The sequence below is a fragment of the Jejudonia soesokkakensis genome (assembly GCF_042664795.1).
In the GTDB taxonomy this organism is placed as follows: Bacteria; Bacteroidota; Bacteroidia; order Flavobacteriales; family Flavobacteriaceae; genus Jejudonia; species Jejudonia soesokkakensis.
Genome location: NZ_JBHTBN010000001.1, coordinates 1 through 22,234 on the forward strand (window position 1 = coordinate 1; position 22,234 = coordinate 22,234).

Here is a 22,234-nt window from a genome sequence, read left to right on the forward strand (position 1 = left end):
AACTAGTAAACGATGTAAACTTAGACGGAATGATTGGAGAAAGAACTATTGATGTTTCTTCTCTTGCTTCTGGAGTCTACATGGTACAGATCTCTGGTGAGAACAACGTAGTTGTAAAAAGATTAATCATCGAGTAATCGGTAATTAATAAACACCAATAAATTAAGAAGCCCTTCTCATTGAGAAGGGCTTTTTTTATTTGATTACAATGAACTGTTTAGCTATAAAGATAAGTTCATGTACCGTATTATTTGATTTGTTTAAGAGGCAATAATCCCTTCAGAATGTATAACAGGAATTTCAGTAGTATTTTTTTCAGAAATAGAATGAGGTAAAAAAGTAAATACCTTTTCGTAGAGTTTGTCTTCAGAAAAATAAGTAACCAAATATTCATTGGTAAAGCCTAAAACAGTATCTGTAATAAATTCAATTTTTATTGAACTTTCAGGAGAAAGATTTCCCAAGTTTCGTCTAAGGGTTGTCGTTTTTTTATCCTCACTAATACCTCGAGACATCACCAAAACTGTTTCTAGCAACACATCACTATTATTTACAACGTATATATTCCAGTGTTGCGCAAGAAAATCTTTATCCCACTCTCGAATAGCTACTACTTGTACTTTTTCGGCAGTGTGGAAATTGATATCTTTTCTCATCTATAATTTAATAGGCACTTTTGAATTGTTCTAGAAAACGAAGATCGTTCTCACTAAACATACGGATATCTGGAATCTGATGTAATAACAAGGCAATACGATCTATTCCCATTCCAAAAGCAAAACCAGAGTATACTTCTGGATCTATATTACAGTTTCGTAACACATTGGGATCTACCATACCACAGCCCATAATCTCAAGCCATCCAGTACCTTTAGTCATCTTATAATCGGTTTCTGTTTCCAAACCCCAGTATACATCAACTTCTGCACTGGGCTCTGTAAAGGGGAAATAAGAAGGTCTTAGTCTAATTTTTGACTTTCCAAACATCTCGGTAGTAAAATATTGAAGGGTTTGTTTCAAGTCTGCAAAACTTACTCCTTTATCTACATATAATCCTTCCACTTGGTGGAAAAAGCAATGCGATCTCGCCGAAATAGCTTCGTTACGGTACACACGACCCGGAGATATAGTACGAATGGGCGGCTTATTTTCTTCCATATAACGAACTTGTACAGTAGACGTATGCGTTCGTAATAAGACATCGGGATTTTTTTCTATAAAAAATGTGTCCTGCATATCTCTCGCAGGGTGATATTCTGGAAGATTTAACGCAGTAAAATTATGCCAGTCATCTTCAATTTCGGGTCCTTCAGAAATATTAAATCCTATTCTGGAGAAAATATCGATTATTTTATTTTTCACGATAGATATAGGGTGTCTGGCTCCAAGTTCGATAGGCTCTCCAGGTCTTGAAATATCACCATACACACCTTTAATTTCTTCAGAAGACTCTAATACTTCTTTTAAAGTATTTATTTTATCCTGAGCGGTATCTTTCAGAGTATTGACTACTTTTCCAAATTCTTTTTTCTGTTCATTCGGAACATTTTTAAATTCAGCAAAAAAGTCATTAAGCAGCCCTTTTTTTCCGAGGTATTTAATGCGGAAAGTTTCAATTTCATCTTTATTGGACGCTGTAAAAGCCTCCACCTCTGCAATATGTTTTTTTATCGTTTCTATCATCACTTACATTTCTACAAGAGTGCAAAATTACACAAATTATACCTACGTAATTACTTCTTTTTCTAAGAAATAGTTGACAAGGGCTTCTTTCATTAAAATGCTTTGTTCCCCTGCTTTTAATGTGGGTAGTTGTTCCAGAATTTTATAATGAGGCCAACCCTGTTCGTCAAAATATTCAAATTCATAATATCCAAAAGGTTCCAGCAATCTGCAAATGGCAATATGCATAAGATTCAACTTTTCATCTTTTTTAAATTTTCTGTGCAATTGCCCTAATTCTTGTACTCCCACCAAGTAAATCACAGCATCAAGATCTAACGGATCTCCATCTGCAAATTGGGTGCTTAACAGCTTTATAAGTGTTTCCCATCGGGATTTTAATTGTTCGTCTCTTGCCATAGTATAAAGCTGCAAAGGTACTTAACAATTAATAGTATATTTACTGTAAAATGAAAATTATGGGAGCAATTGATATTGTCTTAGGCATCATATTACTTTTGGGATTATTTTCTGGATGGAAACAGGGGTTATTTGTTGCCCTGGCATCTTTAATTGGGCTTATTTTTGGGGTGTATGGAGCCATTTATTTTTCAGATTATACGGCTCAATATATCTCAGAATGGACCGATCTATCTGAACAAACGACAAACCTAATCGCTTTTGCAGTTACTTTTCTTATTATTATCATTATTATTTCTCTCCTCGGAAAGTTTCTCACTAAGATTGCAGATTTTGCAGCTTTAGGAATGATAAATAAACTTCTGGGAGCTGCTTTTACTGCGTTAAAGTATGCTTTTATCGTGAGTGTTCTCTTTATGTTTATAAACTCTTCTGAAGGATTAAGCGGGTATATAGTTTCAGAAGAAAAGAAAGAAGATTCAGTTTTATACCAACCAGTTGCTTCTCTGGCTCCGATGCTTTTGCCTACGATTCTCAATGAATATGAAAAATATAATTCTGAAAGTGAGCATATAAATGAAACTCAAAAAGCTTCAGAATAAAAAATCCCACCTCTATAAAGACATGGGATATATATTTTATAAAAATTAAGGATTAAACTACATCTTCTACATTTTCATTGATGTAAACCATTGCTTCTCTAAAGTTCTTCACGATACGTTTTTCTGGAACGAGATCAGGAATAATATCAATTTTAGTCATCATGGCTCTGGGTTGTGGCTGTAAGTTAACAAGCACTACTTTTACACCTCTTTGACTGTAACGCAACAATGTATCTTCCAGCGCATAAAGACCAGATTGATCGATATAGTCTGTTTTCTCCATACGAATTATGACATGGGTTGCTGTATCTGGAATAGCACCAGCCAACTCTTGGAAATCACTTGTATTCCCAAAAAATAAAGGTCCTACCAAACGTTTTATAAATACTTCTTCTTTAAATTTTTCCGGAATTTTAATTTCATCCTTCCATTTTAATTGAAGTTCATCTGCATTTCCTAATGGAACTACTTTAGAACGCGTAGCTGTAGAATCTCCAATCTTTTTCATGAATATCAATGACGCTAAGACAAGTCCTATACCTACCGCATAAACTAAATTCCAAAATACCGAAAGTAACAACACCACCATCATAACGATGATTTCACTTTTTGGCATGTTTGGGATTGCTTTTAACCCTTTGTAATCCATAACTCCAATACCCACAGTAATTAAAATACCTGCCAGTACCGCGGCTGGAATTTGTGAGGCAACAGGCCCTAAAGCCAATAAAATTATGAGTAATAATACTGCAGCAACCATTCCAGAAAGTTTACTTGTACCTCCACTATTAATATTTACAACGGTCCTAATAGTTGCACCTGCACCAGGAATTCCACCAAAAACTGCAGCAATACTATTTCCAATACCTTGTCCAACTAATTCTCGATTCGGCTTGTGTTTTGTTTTGGTCATATTATCTGCAACAACAGATGTTAATAACGAGTCAATCGCACCTAAGAACGCTAGGGTTAATGCAGTAAATACATACGGTGTGATTTGAGCTAAGCTAAACTCAGAGAACATTTCCAAATTAGGAATGGGTAGTCCTTCAGGGATACGTTCAATAGGAACATAAGAGAGCATTCCTTTACTTTGCAATACATAAGCTGCACCAGAAACAACGAGTAAGGCCACAAGAGTACTAGGAACTTTTGTAGTAATTCGTTTAAATCCGAATATTATAAAAATGGTAATACTGGCCAATATAAATTCTATCCAGTTAATGGATTGAATAGCACGTGGCAAAGATTTGATAGCCCCTAAAACTCCCGATGAATTAGCACTGGCTAAGGTCGTTGCTTCAAGCATTATTTCATCCTCAGTGATCAATTCTGCCCGTTTTACAGTTTCTCTAAAATCTTCCAAAACAAGAATTCCTTCTCCAGCCTCCTCTTTTAATATTTTATCTAATAAAACTTCTTCTGCAAAAGGTTTAAATTCATTAATATACGCAGTATCATTTTTTGTGTAGTACCCTAACATAGGTAATATTTGTGTAATTAAAATAATTACACCAATAGCTGTCATAAAACCAGATACTACTGGATAGGGGATATAACGAATATATTTTCCAACACCTATAATTCCAAGTACTACTTGCATCAATCCAGCAAGTAAGAAAACTAATAATATATACGGAATGGCTTGTTCAACATTACCATCATTTGCAGCAATGATTCCTGCAATAATGACCATCGAAACCGCTGTCATTGGAGCTGTTGGACCTGATATCTGTGTATTGGTTCCTCCAAATAATGCAGCAAAAAATCCTATAAAAATCGCTCCATATAATCCAGCATCTGGTCCTAATCCTGATTGAACACCGAATGCAAGTGCCAAGGGTAAGGCGACAATACCTGCAGTAATACCTCCAAAAAGGTTTCCTCTAATGTTTGTAAATATTCCTTTAAACATATTTTATTATTAATTTAAGATATAAAGTAAATGATTATAAAACAATGAAGGCCTAAACTTAACATTCGGCCTTCATTTTTTAACACTTTTTTTACAATAAAAGCTATTTTTAGTCCATAAAATCAATTTTTCCAGATGCGACATCATAAACAGCACCCACAATCTTAATTTCATTATTTTCTTCCATTCCTTTTAACACAGCACTGTTAGAACGCATTTCATCAATCGTTAAATGTACATTTTTATATACTACATCATTTACAAAGTCTTTATTGTTACTAGTACGATCGTCTTTGCTTGTTGGTTCTTTTACAGCTTTTACAGCAGGCTTAATTTTGGCGAGTAAAGGAGTAATATTTCCTAATTTTACATCATCGCAGGCTCCCTTTACAGCGCCACAACCCGTATGACCTAAAACAATAACAGCTTTACTTCCTGCTACTTTACAACCATATTCAATACTTCCCAATAAATCTTCATTTACAATATTACCAGCTACACGTGCACTAAATATATCTCCGATTCCCTGATCAAAAACCAGTTCTACAGGAACTCTCGAGTCGATACAGCTTAATACAACTGCAAAAGGGTACTGCCCTCCCTTGGTGTCTGCTACTTGTTCTAAAAGGTTTCTCGAAGCTTGTTTCGTTTCAACAAATCTTTTATTTCCCTCTTTTAAAGCGTCGATTGCTGATTGAGGTGTGTAAGAATTTTGTGTTTCTTTTGTTTGTGCTTTCATTTTATTTTATTTTGATTTTAATATACAAAAAATGTTATTAATTTAATTATTAAATAGTACTATTGGAACTTTTGAGTTATAAATAAAGTCGTTTAATTCTGAAACAGTAAAGTTTTTATTTGTGTTTGAGTTGTTTCGATTAACAACCAATAAATTTACTTTGTGTTTACTCATATACTTATGTATGGTATGAGAGGTATTGTCATTCTTCTCAAAAACATAGGATACGAGCCGTTCAGTTCCAATTTGGTTTTTTTCTGGTTCTCCTTTAATAGAATTTGCAACTTCGAATGAATGGATTGGGCTTTTCGTTGTAGCCAAAATTGAATTAATTAATTCATTATTAGAAACCGTAGTATTAGAATTGAAAAGCCCCATATTTAATTTTGCTTCTGAATCAAGAATGTTTTCATTATCTGCAACTACTACAACCCCTTTAAACTTTTTCATTAAAAAAGAAACGACCCCATCTCCAAAAAAAGCTGGCATTTTGGACACCCTTTTCCCAATGACCACAATATCTGGTTTTGAGTTTTCAATATGATTTTCGATTTCCTTTTTTATGTTTCCAAAAGCAGAAAAATGACTTGTAGTTATTTGATTTTCTTCTCTAACAGAAGTTGCCATTGATTGAAGTTTTTTACCAATGGTTACATAATGTTCTTTTATAGATCTTGCGGCAGATAAGTTGCTTTCTTTTTCTACCACCTTAATAGCTTTTCGAACGTGAAATATTTCTAGCTCACCATCAACGATTTGAGCAATTCTTGCAGCACTTTTTAAGACATTAACGCTATTATTCGTTAAGTCTGAAAGTACTAGGATTTTATATTTATTGTTATTTTTCATAATTAATACGTTAAGCAGACTTTGGTCTGAGTTTAAAAAATTCTATAAAACTAGGAGGGTTCTCAGCGATACCCCTTTCTGAAATTATTTTTATATCTATATTTCTTTCTTTCGCTTTAAAAGCAAAATCATCTAAAATTTCAATAATATCATTATCAAGATATCTTGTTTTTCGGACATCCAGTTCCAAAAATGTATCTCTAGGTAAACTATCTAGCTCTTTTAGAATCGCCCCTTTATTAAAGAAAGTAACCTCCTCTGCTAAAGTCATATTTATTTTGTGTTTTCCATTACTCTTATCTTCAATATGTAAGAAGTGAGAATTCTGGTAACTTTTAAGTAAAACAATGACAATCCCTACTGCCAATCCAAGACCAATACCAATTAGAAGATCTGTAAAAACGATTCCAACGATAGTGACAATAAAAGGTACAAATTGTTTCCATCCGGCTTTATACATAGCTTTGAAAGTAGAAGGTTTAGCCAACTTATATCCAACAATTAATAATACGGCAGCCAATACCGAAAGCGGAATCATATTGAGTATTGTAGGAATGATAATTACAGAAATGAGTAAGAAAAACCCGTGTATGATGGCAGATAATTTTGTTTTACCACCACTCTGAATATTTGCAGAACTTCTTACAATAACCTGTGTAATTGGCAAACCACCTATCATCCCAGAGATCATATTTCCAGTACCTTGAGCCAACAATTCTCTATTTGTAGGAGTGACTCGCTTTTCAGGATCTAATTTATCTGTAGCTTCTACACATAAAAGTGTTTCCAAACTGGCTACTAAAGCAATTGTAAAAGCAACTATCCAAACATCGGCACTAGAAATTACTGAAAAATTTGGAAAACTAAATTGCCCAATAAACGAATCAAAATCATCTGGTACAGGAACGCTCACTAAATGATCAGATGAAATTCCATACACTGCATTATTTTTTGTTAACACAAAATAAATGATACCAAATACTACCGCTACTAAGGGCCCTTGAATAATTTGAAAAATCTTTGCTTTTTTAGCTAGAACCGAACTCCATAAAAGTAAAATTGCCAACCCTACAACAGCAACAATTGTAGCTCCCAAACTTATTGAATTAAGTGCCACAAAAATTTCTGAAAATGTATTTTCACCATCTACTTGAAAAAAAGCAAAATCTCCTTCTGGATTGGCATCATAGCCAAAAAAATGAGGAATTTGTTTTAAAATAATAATTATCCCTATTCCTGTTAACATTCCTTTAATTACAGAGGATGGAAAATAATATCCAATAACCCCAGCTTTTAAAATTCCAAACAGGATTTGCATAGCTCCTCCAATCACTACAGCGACTAAAAAATTCTCATAGCCACCCAAGGTGCCAATTGCTGTTAATACGATGGCGGCCAGACCTGCTGCTGGACCACTCACGCCAATTTGTGATCCACTTAAGGCTCCTACTACAATACCTCCTACAATTCCTGCTATAAGGCCAGAAAAAAGAGGTGCACCACTTGCTAGTGCTATCCCTAAACATAATGGAAGGGCAACAAAAAATACTACGATACTCGCTGGGAGATCATTTTTAATTTTAGAAAACATAAAATATTGATTTTAGCCGAAAGTTTTTCGGCAGAATTTAAAATTAGTCTCTTTTAAGACTTTTAATAAAACGAAAAAATCAATTATGCTTCAGGAGGGGGAGAAATGGTTTCTAAATCCCAATCTGAGAAGTTCATTAGATACCCAAAATTTGAAGTAGTTCTTTTTCCAAAAAGAATCCCAGAAGTGTCAATTAAAGAATGCTCTTCGAATGTTATTTCTTTTTCAATCTCTAAACCATTCTTATTTTCTTCTTCATTCATTGAATAAAAAATACTTACATCTGCATCATGATTATATAACGCCACTACAGACGGTGCCGCAATAAATGCTACAAAAATCAGAAGTAATAAAGTGCTTTTTATTCTCAAAACTTTTTGGTTTGTTTAAGGATGGACAAAAATAATATAACAACTCTTAATTCTTGTTAAATAAGTATTAAATCTAAAGCTGTTTTACGTCATTTGCTGGCAACCAACCTTCTTTTCCATCTGCCAGCTTAATTCGCAACCAATCGTCCTCAGTATCTAAAATCTGTACCTTAGTTCCTTCGTGTAAAGTAAAAGCATTGTCACTTCCCAAGGACGGTCCGCTTTTTACTTCGGAAATTTCAGCTAAGACTATTGCCGGATTGTTACTGGTAACATCACTATAAGTTTTAAAAGCCATTGTAAGAGCTGCGATACCCATAATTACTGAAAGTATAGAACTAATAAACAACATTCGCTTATTTCTTTCCGAAGCCGAAAAATAATATCCTAAAAACAATAGAACGAATGTGCTTACGAGAATTACCGAAAGTAGTGCCCAACCCTCAAAAGTAAAGAGCTGTAAAACTGAAGCATTCCACTTTGCAAAAATTGTTTTAGGCAAAGGCTCTATCGCATCAATTCTTGCGTTTTGTGCGAAAGCTAGATTTGTTTTGATGTCTGCATCATTCGGACTTAACTGCAATGCCTTTTCATAATAATAGACACTCAACCCTACATGATTCATTTTATAATGAGCATTCCCGAGGTTGAAATATAAAGATGCACTGTGTTGTTCATTGTCTAACACCTTCATCCAGGCATTGATTGCATCTTGGTATCGTTCACTTTTATAGGCTGCCTTCCCTTGATCGAATAAGGCGTTATTCTGAGCGATAGAAATACTCACTACACAAAGTAAAATATAAACTAATACTTTTTTCATCCTAACGTAATTGTTTATCTATGTTAGAAATTACTGCTGCTGCATGCTCATAATCCTGTTGCATGGTCACATTTGAAGTGGGTGTATATCTGGCAAACTCACAACTCTTTAATAGGCTAATAAATTGATCGACTGTCGCTTCTGAAACTTCTCTCTCACGTAACATAGTTGCAATTCGCTCTTTCTCCATTTCTGAAGTTTCAATATTGAGTTTTGCTTTTAAGTAATTATGTAATGCCCGTTCCATAGCTTCATAAAAGACAACTTTATTTCCTAAGTTTTTCTTTGCTTCAGCCAGGTATTTACGTGCCATCTTATCTGCTTTTCGCAATCTCGTTCCCTGCACATCGGCCAATCTTGCTTTACGCTTTCTTCCAATTAAAATAAATAGTGGAATTAATACTAAAGGGCCTCCTAGCAACGACCAAAAAGCAACCGATTTAAAAAAGGGCTCTTCCTCCATAGATTGCAGATCGGCATCAAGTTTAATATATTTAAACTGATCTTTATTTAATGTCACAACTTGTTTTCCTTCTTCATCTGTCGTCGTTACTTCATTGGAAAGGGGTCCGTTAGCCACATTAATTAAAATCTCTTCGGAAGCTATGGTCTTATAGGTTTCTGTCTTTGGATCAAAATATGAAAAGCTAATAGGTCGTATTGGATAGTTTCCTTTATATTGAGGCACCACAATGTATTTTTCAGAAATTTGTCCGCTCATTCCAGTGGAATTGGTTCGTACATTTTCTTCACGCTCTGGCTCATAAACCTCTAAAGAACTTGGTAATTTTACCTGTGGTGGATCAAAGAGTTTTAAGTTTCCATTTCCATTTATTTTTACATTCAGTTCTAACGACTCATTGGCATCAAGTGTGGTCTTATTTGAAGTTACCTCCATCGAAAATTCTCCTACAGCTCCTGTAAAAGTATCTGGCTTACCTTCAAGAGGTAACGGTTTTACATTAATAGTTCCACTGCCTGCCGTAATTGTTCGGTTGACCCGTTTCATCAAGGGACGCCCAAACAGGTCACGTCTTCTGGTAGGGATCTCTACAGGAACTTCTACTGTTAACGGCTCAATGTCCAGTTCGCCTGTTTTTTGAGGATATAAAACTGTATTTCGGATAATCACATACCGATAATCTTCCCCTTTATACTTTCCATCGTACACCTTAAAATTCCCTCCATTTTCAATATTCTGACTCCAGAAGTCGGCGTATTTCGGACTAGAAATTTCTCTAAAACCCCTTGCAACGCTTACATCTCGCGAGACATACATCTTATAGGTTACAGTAATCGCTTCATTTAAAAACGGATTGTTTTTTGAAACTTCTGCCACTAAATGTACATTCTCATTGGCAAGATATTCGGGGTCAGTTGCGTCTATAGGAACTTCCTTAGCTTCAGTTACAGTAACTGCAATAGGAACTGTTTTGTAGGTTTCTCCATCTATTTCAATACTTGCCTGTCCTATGGTAAATTTTCCCTTAGCTGTGGGTGATAAGAAATAGGAATAGGTTTTTGAATAAGTGCGTTTTCCATTAAAATAAGAATTACTAATGGCCTGGTTGGGGCCTCCTACGACTCTAAAACCTTCAAAAGAGGGAGAAGAAAAATTATCTCCATCTCTATTCATCTCAAAATCTACACGAAGCCTTTCATTTAAACCTAAGGTTGTTTTACTTACTTTGGCATTGAACTGCACCTGAGCAATTGCAGTAGTTCCGCAAATAAAAAATAATAAAAATGTAACAGCAAACCGTTTCATGATATTACCAATCTTTATTTGATTTCACTTTGGCTCCTTTTGTTTTTTGGGCATTTATTTTTTCCTGAACGTTTTTTTCTTGATTGTTCATTGCTTCTAGCAAACTTTTAACTTGTTGTGGAGATAATTTTCCAGGAACAGGTTGTTGTGGCTTTTGTTCTTGCTCACCCTCTTTTTCTTCAGGTTTCCCTTTATCATTTTGTTGGTCTCCTTCTTTTTTGTCTTCTTTCTTTTCGCCCTGATCTTGTTCTTTCTGATCTTTCTTCTGGTCGTTATTATCCCCTTGATTGTCTTTATTATCTTTTTGATCCTGTTCCTTATTCTCGTCTTTTTTATTCTGCTCCTTATCTCCATCATCTCCGCCGCCTTGATTAGGATTTTGTTCTAGCATTTTTTTTGCTAATGCCAGATTGTATCGGGTTTCATCGTCGGTTGGGTTATTGCGAAGCGCTTGCTTATACGCCTCAACAGCTTCTTTGTATTTTTTTTCATTCATAAAGGTGTTCCCCAAATTATGATATGATTTATGTTTTTCGGGTTTTTCGGTGGCAACCTCTGCGGCTTGTTCAAACCGCTTCATCGCTTCGGCATTTTTCTCTTTTTCGTAATAAGCAGTCCCCAGGTTATACTTTCCAACTTCTTCAGAAGGATCTAAAGCTATCGCTTCTCGGTATTCAGCTTCAGCGATTGGAAAATTATCTTTTTGCATTTTTAAACTCGCTTCACTTAGCAGTTCTTTAGACTGTCGTAATTCCTTTTGTTTCTGTTTATCGTCCTGCGCAACTCCCTTTCCGAAGAAAAAAACCAGCACTACCAGTAATGTGATATCTTTTAGCTTCATCTTATGCATTCTTTTCATTAAATAAATTCAGTTTTCTAAGCCATTCCGTTTTTCTTTCAAGGAATAACACATCCAGTAACAGCAAAAATAATGCCCCACCAATAAACCATTGGTACTGATCTTTGAAGTCTGTAAATTGCTTAGCTTCAAACTCTTTTTTATTCATTCCGCTTAAAATAGCTTTTACTGTTTGTACAACTTCTGTGGTGTTACTCCCGTCAATATATTCTCCATTGGCTTCATCTGCGATATTTTCTAAGGTTTCTTTGCCCAAACGTGTTATTACCTGTTCGTTGTTTTGGTCGCGTTTGTAATACTGAAGAACTCCATTTCGTTTAATAGGAATAGGTCCTCCAGATTCTTTACCTACTCCAATCGTATATATTTTTATCCCTGCTTCTGAAGCTTCTTGTGCTACTTGAGCAACATTTCCTTCATGATCTTCTCCATCTGAAACTATAAATAACACTCTATTAACCTGCTCTTCATCATTGTAATAGGTTTTAGATAGTTCGATCGCTTCGGTAATAGCAGTTCCCTGAGAGGAAACCATATCTGTATTCATGCTATTTAAAAACAATTTCGCCGAAGCAAAATCGGTAGTGATAGGCACCTGAGGAAAAGCACTTCCGGCGTATCCAATAATTCCTACGCGATCGCCTGCTAGACTATTGATGATCTGCGTTACTAGTTGCTTTGATTTTTCTATTCGATTGGGTGCAATGTCTTCAGCAAGCATACTTTTACTTACATCAATGGCAAAGACAATATCAACTCCTTCCCGCTTTACTGTTTCCAGCTTAGTTCCTACTTTTGGATTTACGAGCCCGAAAGCTAAACATGCGATTGCCAAGCATAGTATCAAAACTTTTACTACAGGCTTAAAAACAGATTTTGTGGGTGTTAGTCGTTTTAGCAACTCACTATCAGCAAATTTTTTCTGTACGACACGTTTCCAGATAAGTACTGAAAAGAATAACAGTAACAACACCGGAATGGCGAGTAGTACATAAAAATATATAGGTTCTTCTAGTTGATACAAAATGTTAGTCTTCAGTTTATAGTCGCAGTTGGCAATACTTGCAAATGCTCCTAATAATTAATTTAAACAAATCCTTTAAATACGGTATATCGCAATAAAAATTCTAACCCTAACAAACCAAGTGCCAACAGCACCCATGGACGGAATTTCTCATCGTAATTGGTGTATTTAAATTCTTCAATATCTGTTTTTTCCAATTTATTGATCTCTTCATAGATCTCTTCCAGCTTTGTATTACTGGTCGCTCTAAAATATTTTCCGCCAGTTGCCTCTGCAATTTCTTTTAACAGCACTTCATCTATTTCCACTTGCTGATTTCCATATTGAAATCCGCCATCAGGTCGTATTCCAATTGGCGATAATGCCATTCCATTTGTTCCTAGTCCAATGGTATATACTTTAATTTCAAATTCTAGAGCCAGTTCACTTGCTATTTTAGGATCAATTACCCCACTATTATTAACACCATCTGTTAGCAGTATGATTATTTTACTTTTTGCACGGCTGTCTTTTAACCTGTTTACCGAAGTTCCCAATCCCATACCAATAGCTGTTCCACCTTCAATAATATTATTATAGGTGATACTTTTTAAAGACGAAAGCACAATACTTTTGTCACTTGTTAATGGCGTTTTTGTAAAGCTTTCTCCAGCGTATTCCACCAATCCAATTCGGTCATTAGGTCGTGCATTAATAAATCGTGCTGCCACTTCTTTTAGCGCTTCCAATCGATTGGGACGTAGGTCACGTGCCAACATACTTGCCGAAACATCTATCGCCATAACGATGTCTATTCCCTTAGTTGTCTTGGTTCGTGTACTCTCATCTACCGTTCTAGGCCTAGCCATCGCAACAATTAAAGCCGAAAGTGCTACTAAACGCAGTACAAACAGTAAAGGTTTTAGTTTTGCCAGCCAGTTTTTTTGAGTTTTAAATCCTTGAGTACTTGAAATTTTAAGTGCAGCCGTTTGTTGTTTTCGCTTCCACAAATACCATAAAATTAGTACTGGTAGTAGCAAAAACAACCAAAAGAAAACAGGGTTTACAAATTCAAAATTATTCCACATTATTTTTCTGTTCCTTGCGTTTGTTGCACTTCAATTTCTACCGATCGTATGATCCGATTTTTAATAGCTTCGGCAAAACGACCATCTTCCTGATACACTACAATGACCTGTTGCAGTCCTGCTTCCTGAGAAAATAGGATCAACTCATAGTAACTATCATTCTTAAGAACTTCGTTATCATTCACTTTTACGTTAAACTTTCCGAAGGCTTTTAATCCTTTGATACCACTTTCCGTTTCAAAATCTTCCCGTTTTACCAATAAATTTGTGGCGCCACTTTGTTCAAATTGTACCAGTGATTCATCTAAGGCTTTGTCGAGGTCTACAGGCTTTTCCTGTTGTAAAGAAGTGCTACTTACGTTGATGTATAAGGGATCACTTAATTGTCCAAAAACAAATACACTTTTATCTTTAATGAGCATACTTTCATTACCCGTTTCAGCTATAGGAACACGTACCAACACTTCTGGAGTTTCTATAATGACCGCAGGGTTTCCGTACTCACTTTTAATCCATTTTCCTTCAGAGAGATCTCTCATTTCATTGCCAAATACTTGATCCTTTAAATTGTCAAATCCTGTTACACTTCCGTACACCAAAGCACTAATCAATACAACTGACACAAGTCCTATTGCGCCCAAAATCCATTTATTGCGTTGTTTCTTTTTCCGAAGCTCCTCCAAGTATAGCTCATTTTGAAGTAATTCTTCTTCGGTTGGTTCTGGAACGGCCTCGTGGGTCTCATTAATAATCTCTTCAATGGTGTTCCTATCTGCTCTTGCCTGACCTTCTTCCTGTTGCATTTTGGCAAATTTTACAAGATCGGCTCTACGTAAAATTTGTTGTAGCTCCCGAATATTTTCGGCATCAAAATCAAAACTTCCTCCATCCTTCAGCAACTGAAGACGTTCAATTAATTCGTCTGTCGTTTTTTCCAGGACCGTATCATCTACTTCACGATCCAAATAGCGTTTTACAATGTCTGTTAGCTGCGAATAATACTCTTTCGACTTATGATGTTTCAGCAATTCACTGTTATCTAATTGGTGTAAAGCTGTGATAGCTTCTTCATAGGGAGGCAATTTTTCTTCGCGCGCTTCTTTTATTTTTTTTCTTCGGAAAAGTAAGTACCCAACCAGAACTGCCAGTAAAAGTAGTGGCACCAACCAGTATAAAAGCTGAATATAATCAAATGGAGGGCTATCTACTTCGATTGCTGGCTTGATATCAAACATTTTCTGTTTAGTAGTATCAACAATTACGTCCCGCACTTCCAAACTAAAAGAGTCTGTTTCAAAAATTTTTTCGTTAATGTAGATCTTTTGTTTTGGGATGGTGTAGCGACCCGAATCAAACTGAGTTAATCCGTATTTTTTGATCAGTCGGTATTTTGACTCCTCATAGGTCGTATCAACTTTGTAACTTTCTATGACTTCTAACGGAAGAAACGTTTGTCCTTCTGGAAAAATCACCAGATCTGTTGAATCTGCCGTAACCTCTACTGTGAATTTTGCTTCGGCACCAATTTTTATAGAAGTGGAATCGATAGAGGATGAGACTTGCGCAAAAGTGACAAAAGAGAAAAGAGAAAAGAGGAAAGAGAGTACAATTGTATGATGCACCTTGCTACTAAACTTCCTATGTTGTATTGCATATTTCTCCATTTTCTACCCTCTTCGTTTAAAATAACCTAGTAATTTTTTTACATAGCTTTCGTCCACTCGACAACTCAATGCTCCTGCGCCGCTCTTTAAAAATGCTTCCTGAAAATAGGCTACTTTTTCTCTGTGATAGGAATAATAGCTATTTCGAACTCCTTTTGAAGCTGTGTTGACAAGTAGTAATTCGCCTGTTTCTTTATCTTGCATTTGGACCATTCCCAAATTTGGGATTTCCTCTTCGCGGCGGTCGTACACTCTAATTCCTGTCACATCATGTTTCCCCGAAACAATTTTCAAGGTATCTTTATACCCATCTGTAATAAAATCTGAAAGCACAAAAACAATCGCTTTTTTCTTCATTACATTAGTAAGATACTTTAGTGCCATTGCGACATCAGTCTTTTTACTTTGAGGTTTAAATTCCAGCAATTCACGAATGATTCTAAGCACATGTGATTTCCCTTTTTTAGGCGGAATAAATAATTCTATCTGATCTGTAAATAGAATAAGACCTATCTTATCATTGTTCTGCATAGCCGAGAAAGCGAGCGTCGCAGCAATTTCGGTTACAATTTCATTTTTAAACTGGCTGTCCGTTCCAAAGAACTCAGATCCCGAAATATCTGCCATTAACATCATGGTCAACTCTCTTTCTTCTTCAAACACCTTGATAAAAGGCTCATTATAACGAGCAGTTACGTTCCAGTCGATATTTCGTACATCGTCCCCAAACTGATACTGACGCACTTCAGAAAAAGTCATCCCGCGACCCTTAAAAGTGCTATGATATTCGCCACCAAAAACGTGGTCGCTAAGGCGACGTGTCTTGATTTCGATCTTACGTACTTTTTTAAGAAGTTCTTTGGTATCCATGCTACTCAGTAATCAGTTTTCAGTAGACAGTAATCAGTACTTTTTCAGTGAAACATAGAGCAAACTTATTACCCACTGTTTACTGCGTACTTGTTACTGCATGCTAATTTATGGTACTTGAATTTCGTTTACGATTTTATTGATAATATCTTCTGAAGTTACATTTTCTGCTTCAGCTTCGTAGGTAATTCCGATACGGTGACGTAATACATCATGTACTACCGCACGAACATCTTCTGGAATTACATAGCCACGTCTTCTAATAAAAGCATAACATTTTGAAGCCATAGCAAGATTTATACTTCCCCTTGGAGACGCCCCAAAATTGATCAATGGATTTAAGTCGGATAGATTATAATTCTCTGGAGTTCGGGTTGCAAAGATGATATCGAGAATGTATTTTTCTATTTTTTCATCCATATATACTTCACGAACGGAAGCCTGAGCACGTTTAATTTGATCAAGTGTAACAACAGGGTTTACCTGTTCAAAACCTCCTTTTAAATTTTGACGCATAATGAGCTGCTCTTCGGCCATTTTTGGATAATTAATGACTGTTTTTAGCATAAAACGATCGACCTGAGCTTCAGGTAATGGATAGGTTCCTTCCTGTTCAACTGGATTTTGAGTTGCCATGACCAAAAAAGGTCTATCAAGGGTAAATGTAGTTTCTCCAATAGTCACTTGTTTTTCTTGCATCGCTTCCAGTAGTGCCGACTGTACTTTTGCGGGAGCTCGGTTGATCTCATCTGCAAGGACAAAATTTGCGAAGATGGGTCCTTTTTTAATACTGAAATCATTCAGTTTCATGTTGTAAATTAAGGTTCCTACAACATCGGCCGGTAGTAAATCTGGGGTGAATTGAATTCGGCTGAAGCTACCATGTACTGCCTGCGAGAGTGTATTAATGGCGAGTGTTTTTGCCAAACCAGGCACTCCTTCCAGTAAAATATGTCCTTGACCTAAAAGCCCTATAAGCAATCGCTCAACCATATGCTTTTGTCCAACAATTACTTTGTTTATTTCTAAGGTTAGAATATCTACAAAAGCACTTTCTTTTTCAATTTTCTCATTCAATGCGCCTATGTCCAAGGCAGTCGATGTTTGTTCCATGTTGTAGTATTTATCTTAGTTTAGAATGCGTTTTATTCAACCACGCAAATTGAAAATTTATTGTTTAAATCCCTGTTAATGATAGGTTAAAAAACCTATGAGAAAAGACGACACCTCTTTATGAGAATTACAGTAACATGTGACTTTTTTGCATGGATTTTAAAAATAAAAATTGCGTTATAATTTTCAAAAAACAGTAAAAAAAATGGGAAACTTTTGTTTCCCATTTACAAATATTATTTCCATAATTATTTATGGAGTAAAATTCACTGCTTCCAAAACAGTTACTTCACCTTGAACCACTACAACATTCTCCACGGTGAGGATGGGTAAGTTCAATGCTGTGTCTGCTTCAAAAGTGACAGTGTAAGTTCCATCTGGTACTCCACTTAACACGTAAGCTCCAGTTGCATTTGCATAAGTAGAAATTTCGGTAGCACCATTTTGTGCCGTAATTAACACCTGTCCGTTTATTGGAGTTATTAATCCCGAAATTGCCCCTGTTTCTGCTACAGTAGAAGCTCTAATTACAGGTTTTAGACTAAATCCACCATTACCCTGTGCAACAATTGATTCTTCTACATCGAAATCTAAAATAAACTCATAAAATATTCCAGCTTCCAAATCTTCATTTACTTGTATCTTTAATCCTGATTGTTGCGCACTAGGAGTACTTAAAGGTTGCGTTTCACCATTGACTACAATAGAATTGTTATCTCCTAATACCAAACGTATCTGACTCATACGCCCTGCAGGGATTTCGTCATTCACTAATAATACCGAGGCACCTCCTGTTAGTTCCAGCAGATCATACACGCCAGTGTTTACTTGCCCAATCGATACTTCTGTATCATCATCGCCATTGTATTTGATTACAACATCCTGTACATCGACAAATACAGCATCATAATCGCCAGGAGCGTCAACCAATTTAACCGACATTCGAGCAGTTTCATCTTGTGTTGCTTTATCATCATCACTGCAAGAATAAAATCCAACTAGTAAGATTGCTAAAAAGGAAATTTTTAAAAGATTTTTCATGTTTTTTTAATTTAAATTAATACTTAGGTTTGTTATTTGTGGGGATAAAAAAAAGGAAAACCGAGGCTCTCCCATATTATTTTTAAATTTTTTTTTCAATGAAATTGAAAAAAATTTATTCTTCTAGATTTACAGTACCTAATGCGGTTACTTCTCCAATGCCAATCTCGACATCATCAAATTTGTAAATTTCTAGATTACCTTCAGATTTTGCTTCAACAATAATATCATAAGTACCTTTTTCAAATCCGTTGATAAAAAACTCTCCAAATTCATTTGTAGTTCCTTTTACCATTTCAATTCCATCAATTCCTTTAATGGTAATATCTGCATTAGGAGCTATGACACTTCCTAATATAGCACCATCGGTTTTTATATCTTCTTCAAAATGTTCCGAAGTATTTTCAGCAATCATCTTTGAGATCTCGTTTCTCGTTTCTTTTACATCCACTATTGATGTGAATATTCCCGCTGGTAGCGCGATGAGTAAAAGATATATTGACATTTTCCAAATCATAGCAATTAATTTTTTTTTCAAAGTTACTATAGCAATCCTCTTTATAAGTATGGCTTAACATTGATTAACACGTGATTTAACCATCAATTAACTATACAAAATGTTAAAGAAGGTGTATTTTTAAGCCTCAATTTAAATACATTTTATGCCACATAAAACAGCCCTTATTACAGGAGCGACTTCTGGTATTGGTCGCGCTACTGCCACACTTTTTGCTCAAAACGGAATTCACTTAATTCTCTGCGGAAGAAGACAAGAACGTCTTGATGCTTTGCAAAAAGAACTTTCGGCCATGACTAATATTTACACGCTTAATTTTGATGTCCGCAACAAACATCATGTGGCTGAAGTCTTTAAAAAGCTACCTGAAAAATTTTCAGAAATAGACATTCTTATTAATAATGCAGGGAATGCTCATGGCTTGGATCCTATTCAGGATGGAAGTATTGAGGACTGGGATGCCATGATCGATATTAATGTAAAAGGATTGCTCTACATTACCAAAGCTATTCTTCCGCATATGATCAATAAAGGGGCGGGTCATATTATCAATATTGGTTCTACAGCAGGAAAAGAAGTATATCCTAACGGAAATGTGTATTGCGCAACGAAACATGCCGTTGACGCGTTAAACCAAGGAATGCGGGTTGATCTCAACGGCACCGGAATTAAAGTTGGCGCCATCAATCCCGGAATGGTTGAAACAGAGTTCAGTGAGGTGCGTTTTAAAGGAGACAGCGAGCGAGCCGAAAAAGTATACCAGAATTTTACGCCTCTTCAACCCGAAGACATTGCCGAAATTATCTGGTTTGCAGTCACGCGTCCACCTCATGTAAATATTGCAGATTTAACGGTAATGTGTTTAGATCAAGCAAGTAGTACTATTGTCAATAAAGCATAGGTTTATTTTTATTCTTTATTAATTAGAATAATTTAAAGAGATTCCCGCCTACGCGGGGAATAAATATGATCAACAAACGGCTTCTCATTAAAAACCTACTCGCTCACAACGATGAGAGCTCGTTCTATGATAAAAAAAGAAAAATAGACCTGGGAAGTAAAGAAGGGAAAGCAAAGTTTTTAAAACATATTTGTGCGCTTAGCAATAGCAATCCTGCCAACAATAGTTTTATCGTTATAGGAGTGGAGGATGAAACTAATGAAATTATAGGTACCGACTTTTTTGATGATAGTAAAATTCAAAATTTGATAAATGCGTATCTCACCAATGCGCCGATTATTACTTACGAAAATATTGCCTTTGCGCATCTTCCAGAAGACAAAGTGGTAGGTCTGGTTACCATTCGACCAAATGGTAAAATCACCTCGCTGCGCAAAAATATTTGGAAATACTGGGGAGGCTCCATTTTTTTAAGAGACGGAAGTATTTCCATGCCTAAAAATTTTGACATTGAGATCAAGGATGTAAATTCTGAAATTGTCCAGGCGATAGAAAACAAAGCCAAAAATAATATTGAACTTACCCTTGATGGAGTTATCGATTTTATTAATCATCGCCATAAAGACCTCACGGCAGACTATAAAGTATTTAAAGAACTATTTGTAGTTTGCTGGGCAGGAAATACTAAAATTGTAAATGGAGAGACCTATTATTCGCGGGTAGACATTGAACTTATTAACGAACAAGTTCGTCTATTTTATTCGGCTTTGGATGAAGTGAGTATTACTTTTACTGAAGATGCTTTTAAAATTATAGAGTATGTGCATTTAGGTTTAAACAACCAGTATAAATATTATCCACTAGAAGAAGTAACCATTTTATTTAAAGAGAATGGTTCACATACCATCGATACAAAGTTGATTTTTGAGCCGCCTCAATATAATAAAAAGACACTGCATCATATTTACAATGCCAACAATGCGCTCGTCGGAAAGTTGAAAAAAGATATTCCGCTAAATGCTTCAGAAGAAAAAGACCTACGGAATTTGCCGGCTACCTATCTTATATGTTATCTCAATGATTTTTCTGAAGCAAAATCGAAATTATTGGAAGCCAAACCTTATTTAAAAAAATACCTGAATATCTATCCAGCGTTTAAAGAAGCACAACGTATTTTAAGGAAGATTAAGTATAGTTAATCATATTATCTCTGTAACATTCCACTTCAAAATATTACTTATCTTTAAACTTCAACTTTTTAAAACCACAATCTCATGGGTATTTTTGATAAAATTAAAGAAAAACTAAGTCACGAATTTATAGACATCATTGAGTGGCTGGACTATACAGACGATACCATTGTCCACCGCTTTGAACGCTACCAAAATGAAATTAAAAACAACGCCAAACTCATTGTTCGTGAAGGACAAACTGCAGTTTTTATTAATGAAGGACAGCTGGCAGATGTTTTTAAACCCGGGACCTACACACTTAATACACAAAATTTACCCATTCTTACCACACTTAAGGGTTGGAAGTACGGCTTTGATAGTCCGTTTAAAGCGGAGGTCTATTTTGTAAACACACACCTCTTTACAGACGAAAAATGGGGGACCAAAAATCCAATTACGCTAAATGACGAACGCTTCGGTTTGGTAGAGATACGAGCTTTTGGAACCTATGCTTTTAAAATAAACGACCCGGGTAAATTTATTATCGATATTGTAGGTACCGACAATAATTTTACTAATTATGAGATCAACGAACATCTTAAAAGTTTAATTGCCACTCGTTTTACAGATACCGTAGGGGAAGCCAATTTGCCTATCGAATTGTATGCGGCGAATACCACAGAGCTTTCAGAAACCTGCCAAACGGTAATGAGTCCAGAATTTAACTCTGTAGGTGTTTCTTTGGAGAAATTTTATATAGAAAATGTGTCTATGCCAGAAGATCTTAAAAAGGAGATCTTTGAATATAGTCGTATAGATAAATTAGACCTGGATAAATTAACCAAGTTTAAAACAGCCAAAGCGATTGAAGCGGCTGCCCTTAATGAAGGAGGAACTGCTGGTGCCGGAATGGGTATGGGAATGGGCTTTGTATTGGCACAACAAATGGGTGGCATGATGTCACCACAAATGGGAGGTCAGCAACAACACATGCCACAACAATCAGGAGGAGCGATGCCTCCGCCAATGCCTGCTGCTGTACAGTATTTTTATGCTGCCAACGGAGCACAAGCGGGACCTGTGAGCTTCGAGCAATTAAAAGCTTTGTTCGCTAACCGAACCGTAAACAAAGACACGTTGGTCTGGAAACAAGGGATGAGTGAGTGGGCTGCCTTACATAGTGTAGAAGAACTAAAAGCTTTTTTAGGAGGTGCTACGCCACCGCCACTACCTGGACAATAATGAAACGTATCAGTATTCTGAATT

Annotated in this window: 23 protein-coding genes; 5 read left to right on the forward strand and 18 right to left on the reverse strand. The window is 35.8% G+C overall.

What is annotated here, in order from left to right; all coding sequences use genetic code 11:
- Positions 1–29: 29 nt before the first annotated feature.
- Positions 30–137, forward strand: coding sequence for a T9SS type A sorting domain-containing protein (locus ACFQO1_RS00005; RefSeq protein WP_380216794.1), 108 nt, complete (start codon positions 30–32; stop codon positions 135–137).
- Between the two features lie 123 nt (positions 138–260).
- Here ACFQO1_RS00005 and ACFQO1_RS00010 read toward each other — a convergent pair whose 3' ends face one another.
- Genes ACFQO1_RS00010 through ACFQO1_RS00020 form a run of 3 tightly spaced genes read right to left on the reverse strand, consistent with a single transcriptional unit; the run spans position 261 to position 2,082 of the window.
- Positions 261–656, reverse strand: a complete 396-nt coding sequence (locus ACFQO1_RS00010) for a hypothetical protein (RefSeq protein WP_380215429.1) — start codon at positions 654–656, stop codon at positions 261–263.
- Between the two features lie 7 nt (positions 657–663).
- Positions 664–1,683 (reverse strand): phenylalanine--tRNA ligase subunit alpha, encoded by a 1,020-nt coding sequence (locus ACFQO1_RS00015; protein WP_380215431.1) that lies wholly within the window; start codon positions 1,681–1,683, stop codon positions 664–666.
- A gap of 42 nt (positions 1,684–1,725) precedes the next feature.
- Complete coding sequence (locus tag ACFQO1_RS00020) at positions 1,726–2,082, reverse strand: hypothetical protein (RefSeq protein WP_380215433.1); 357 nt, start codon at positions 2,080–2,082, stop codon at positions 1,726–1,728.
- A gap of 59 nt (positions 2,083–2,141) precedes the next feature.
- Here ACFQO1_RS00020 and ACFQO1_RS00025 point away from each other — a divergent pair, with 59 nt between their 5' ends.
- Positions 2,142–2,684 carry a CvpA family protein gene (locus ACFQO1_RS00025; RefSeq protein WP_380215435.1) on the forward strand — a complete coding sequence of 181 codons (543 nt, stop codon included), beginning with the start codon at positions 2,142–2,144 and terminating at the stop codon, positions 2,682–2,684.
- Between the two features lie 52 nt (positions 2,685–2,736).
- Here ACFQO1_RS00025 and ACFQO1_RS00030 read toward each other — a convergent pair whose 3' ends face one another.
- The 15 genes from ACFQO1_RS00030 to ACFQO1_RS00100 all read right to left on the reverse strand — a co-directional run bounded on the left by ACFQO1_RS00030 (position 2,737) and on the right by ACFQO1_RS00100 (position 18,895).
- Positions 2,737–4,599 carry a SulP family inorganic anion transporter gene (locus tag ACFQO1_RS00030; protein WP_380215437.1) on the reverse strand — a complete coding sequence of 621 codons (1,863 nt, stop codon included), beginning with the start codon at positions 4,597–4,599 and terminating at the stop codon, positions 2,737–2,739.
- 109 nt (positions 4,600–4,708) lie between these two features.
- Entirely contained in the window at positions 4,709–5,338 is a 630-nt protein-coding gene (locus ACFQO1_RS00035; RefSeq protein ID WP_380215439.1) for a carbonic anhydrase family protein, read from the reverse strand.
- A gap of 42 nt (positions 5,339–5,380) precedes the next feature.
- Positions 5,381–6,187: a universal stress protein gene (locus tag ACFQO1_RS00040; RefSeq protein WP_380215441.1), complete on the reverse strand. Its 807-nt coding sequence runs from the start codon at positions 6,185–6,187 to the stop codon at positions 5,381–5,383.
- A gap of 10 nt (positions 6,188–6,197) precedes the next feature.
- A complete protein-coding gene (locus tag ACFQO1_RS00045) occupies positions 6,198–7,778 on the reverse strand; it encodes a SulP family inorganic anion transporter (RefSeq protein WP_380215443.1) in 1,581 nt (526 codons plus the stop codon).
- A gap of 83 nt (positions 7,779–7,861) precedes the next feature.
- Positions 7,862–8,149, reverse strand: coding sequence for a hypothetical protein (locus ACFQO1_RS00050; RefSeq protein WP_380215445.1), 288 nt, complete (start codon positions 8,147–8,149; stop codon positions 7,862–7,864).
- 73 nt (positions 8,150–8,222) lie between these two features.
- Positions 8,223–8,972 carry an SH3 domain-containing protein gene (locus tag ACFQO1_RS00055; RefSeq protein ID WP_380215447.1) on the reverse strand — a complete coding sequence of 250 codons (750 nt, stop codon included), beginning with the start codon at positions 8,970–8,972 and terminating at the stop codon, positions 8,223–8,225.
- Position 8,973: 1 nt separating this feature from the next.
- Positions 8,974–10,740, reverse strand: coding sequence for a BatD family protein (locus ACFQO1_RS00060; RefSeq protein WP_380215450.1), 1,767 nt, complete (start codon positions 10,738–10,740; stop codon positions 8,974–8,976).
- A gap of 4 nt (positions 10,741–10,744) precedes the next feature.
- On the reverse strand, positions 10,745–11,581 hold the full coding sequence (locus ACFQO1_RS00065; protein ID WP_380215452.1) for a tetratricopeptide repeat protein: 837 nt from the start codon (positions 11,579–11,581) through the stop codon (positions 10,745–10,747).
- A 1-nt stretch (position 11,582) separates the two neighbouring features.
- Entirely contained in the window at positions 11,583–12,623 is a 1,041-nt protein-coding gene (locus tag ACFQO1_RS00070) for a VWA domain-containing protein (RefSeq protein WP_380215454.1), read from the reverse strand.
- A gap of 62 nt (positions 12,624–12,685) precedes the next feature.
- Positions 12,686–13,690: a vWA domain-containing protein gene (locus tag ACFQO1_RS00075; protein ID WP_380215456.1), complete on the reverse strand. Its 1,005-nt coding sequence runs from the start codon at positions 13,688–13,690 to the stop codon at positions 12,686–12,688.
- Positions 13,690–15,354: a DUF4381 family protein gene (locus ACFQO1_RS00080; RefSeq protein WP_380215458.1), complete on the reverse strand. Its 1,665-nt coding sequence runs from the start codon at positions 15,352–15,354 to the stop codon at positions 13,690–13,692. Before ACFQO1_RS00080 ends, ACFQO1_RS00075 begins: the two co-directional genes overlap by 1 nt.
- A 3-nt stretch (positions 15,355–15,357) precedes the next feature.
- Positions 15,358–16,224, reverse strand: coding sequence for a DUF58 domain-containing protein (locus ACFQO1_RS00085; protein WP_380215460.1), 867 nt, complete (start codon positions 16,222–16,224; stop codon positions 15,358–15,360).
- A gap of 108 nt (positions 16,225–16,332) precedes the next feature.
- On the reverse strand, positions 16,333–17,337 hold the full coding sequence (locus ACFQO1_RS00090) for an AAA family ATPase (RefSeq protein WP_380215461.1): 1,005 nt from the start codon (positions 17,335–17,337) through the stop codon (positions 16,333–16,335).
- A gap of 252 nt (positions 17,338–17,589) precedes the next feature.
- A complete protein-coding gene (locus tag ACFQO1_RS00095; RefSeq protein WP_380215463.1) occupies positions 17,590–18,378 on the reverse strand; it encodes a DUF4382 domain-containing protein in 789 nt (262 codons plus the stop codon).
- Between the two features lie 115 nt (positions 18,379–18,493).
- Entirely contained in the window at positions 18,494–18,895 is a 402-nt protein-coding gene (locus ACFQO1_RS00100; protein ID WP_380215465.1) for a carboxypeptidase-like regulatory domain-containing protein, read from the reverse strand.
- Between the two features lie 145 nt (positions 18,896–19,040).
- Between ACFQO1_RS00100 and ACFQO1_RS00105 the strand changes: the two genes are divergently transcribed.
- From ACFQO1_RS00105 to ACFQO1_RS00115, 3 genes are all read left to right on the forward strand, one after another.
- The gene (locus ACFQO1_RS00105) at positions 19,041–19,796 is read left to right on the forward strand and encodes an SDR family NAD(P)-dependent oxidoreductase (RefSeq protein WP_380215467.1); all 756 of its coding nucleotides are present in this window, start codon (positions 19,041–19,043) and stop codon (positions 19,794–19,796) included.
- Positions 19,797–19,861: 65 nt separating this feature from the next.
- A complete protein-coding gene (locus tag ACFQO1_RS00110) occupies positions 19,862–20,995 on the forward strand; it encodes an ATP-binding protein (RefSeq protein WP_380215469.1) in 1,134 nt (377 codons plus the stop codon).
- Between the two features lie 75 nt (positions 20,996–21,070).
- Positions 21,071–22,210: an SPFH domain-containing protein gene (locus ACFQO1_RS00115; RefSeq protein WP_380215471.1), complete on the forward strand. Its 1,140-nt coding sequence runs from the start codon at positions 21,071–21,073 to the stop codon at positions 22,208–22,210.
- The last annotated feature ends 24 nt before the right edge of the window (positions 22,211–22,234 follow it).

Bases quoted from the DNA above. Each gene is read 5' to 3' on its own strand.
- ACFQO1_RS00025 (WP_380215435.1), top strand. From the start codon at position 2,142: ATGGGAGCAATTGATATTGTCTTAGGCATCATATTACTTTTGGGATTA.
- ACFQO1_RS00045 (WP_380215443.1), bottom strand. From the start codon at position 7,778: ATGTTTTCTAAAATTAAAAATGATCTCCCAGCGAGTATCGTAGTATTT.
- ACFQO1_RS00110 (WP_380215469.1), top strand. From the start codon at position 19,862: ATGATCAACAAACGGCTTCTCATTAAAAACCTACTCGCTCACAACGAT.
- ACFQO1_RS00015 (WP_380215431.1), bottom strand. From the start codon at position 1,683: ATGATAGAAACGATAAAAAAACATATTGCAGAGGTGGAGGCTTTTACA.
- ACFQO1_RS00095 (WP_380215463.1), bottom strand. From the start codon at position 18,378: ATGAAAAATCTTTTAAAAATTTCCTTTTTAGCAATCTTACTAGTTGGA.
- ACFQO1_RS00005 (WP_380216794.1), top strand. From the start codon at position 30: ATGATTGGAGAAAGAACTATTGATGTTTCTTCTCTTGCTTCTGGAGTC.
- ACFQO1_RS00010 (WP_380215429.1), bottom strand. From the start codon at position 656: ATGAGAAAAGATATCAATTTCCACACTGCCGAAAAAGTACAAGTAGTA.
- ACFQO1_RS00065 (WP_380215452.1), bottom strand. From the start codon at position 11,581: ATGAAGCTAAAAGATATCACATTACTGGTAGTGCTGGTTTTTTTCTTC.
- ACFQO1_RS00035 (WP_380215439.1), bottom strand. From the start codon at position 5,338: ATGAAAGCACAAACAAAAGAAACACAAAATTCTTACACACCTCAATCA.
- ACFQO1_RS00085 (WP_380215460.1), bottom strand. From the start codon at position 16,224: ATGGATACCAAAGAACTTCTTAAAAAAGTACGTAAGATCGAAATCAAG.
- ACFQO1_RS00020 (WP_380215433.1), bottom strand. From the start codon at position 2,082: ATGGCAAGAGACGAACAATTAAAATCCCGATGGGAAACACTTATAAAG.
- ACFQO1_RS00105 (WP_380215467.1), top strand. From the start codon at position 19,041: ATGCCACATAAAACAGCCCTTATTACAGGAGCGACTTCTGGTATTGGT.
- ACFQO1_RS00080 (WP_380215458.1), bottom strand. From the start codon at position 15,354: ATGGAGAAATATGCAATACAACATAGGAAGTTTAGTAGCAAGGTGCAT.
- ACFQO1_RS00075 (WP_380215456.1), bottom strand. From the start codon at position 13,690: ATGTGGAATAATTTTGAATTTGTAAACCCTGTTTTCTTTTGGTTGTTT.
- ACFQO1_RS00030 (WP_380215437.1), bottom strand. From the start codon at position 4,599: ATGTTTAAAGGAATATTTACAAACATTAGAGGAAACCTTTTTGGAGGT.
- ACFQO1_RS00060 (WP_380215450.1), bottom strand. From the start codon at position 10,740: ATGAAACGGTTTGCTGTTACATTTTTATTATTTTTTATTTGCGGAACT.
- ACFQO1_RS00055 (WP_380215447.1), bottom strand. From the start codon at position 8,972: ATGAAAAAAGTATTAGTTTATATTTTACTTTGTGTAGTGAGTATTTCT.
- ACFQO1_RS00040 (WP_380215441.1), bottom strand. From the start codon at position 6,187: ATGAAAAATAACAATAAATATAAAATCCTAGTACTTTCAGACTTAACG.
- ACFQO1_RS00090 (WP_380215461.1), bottom strand. From the start codon at position 17,337: ATGGAACAAACATCGACTGCCTTGGACATAGGCGCATTGAATGAGAAA.
- ACFQO1_RS00115 (WP_380215471.1), top strand. From the start codon at position 21,071: ATGGGTATTTTTGATAAAATTAAAGAAAAACTAAGTCACGAATTTATA.
- ACFQO1_RS00100 (WP_380215465.1), bottom strand. From the start codon at position 18,895: ATGATTTGGAAAATGTCAATATATCTTTTACTCATCGCGCTACCAGCG.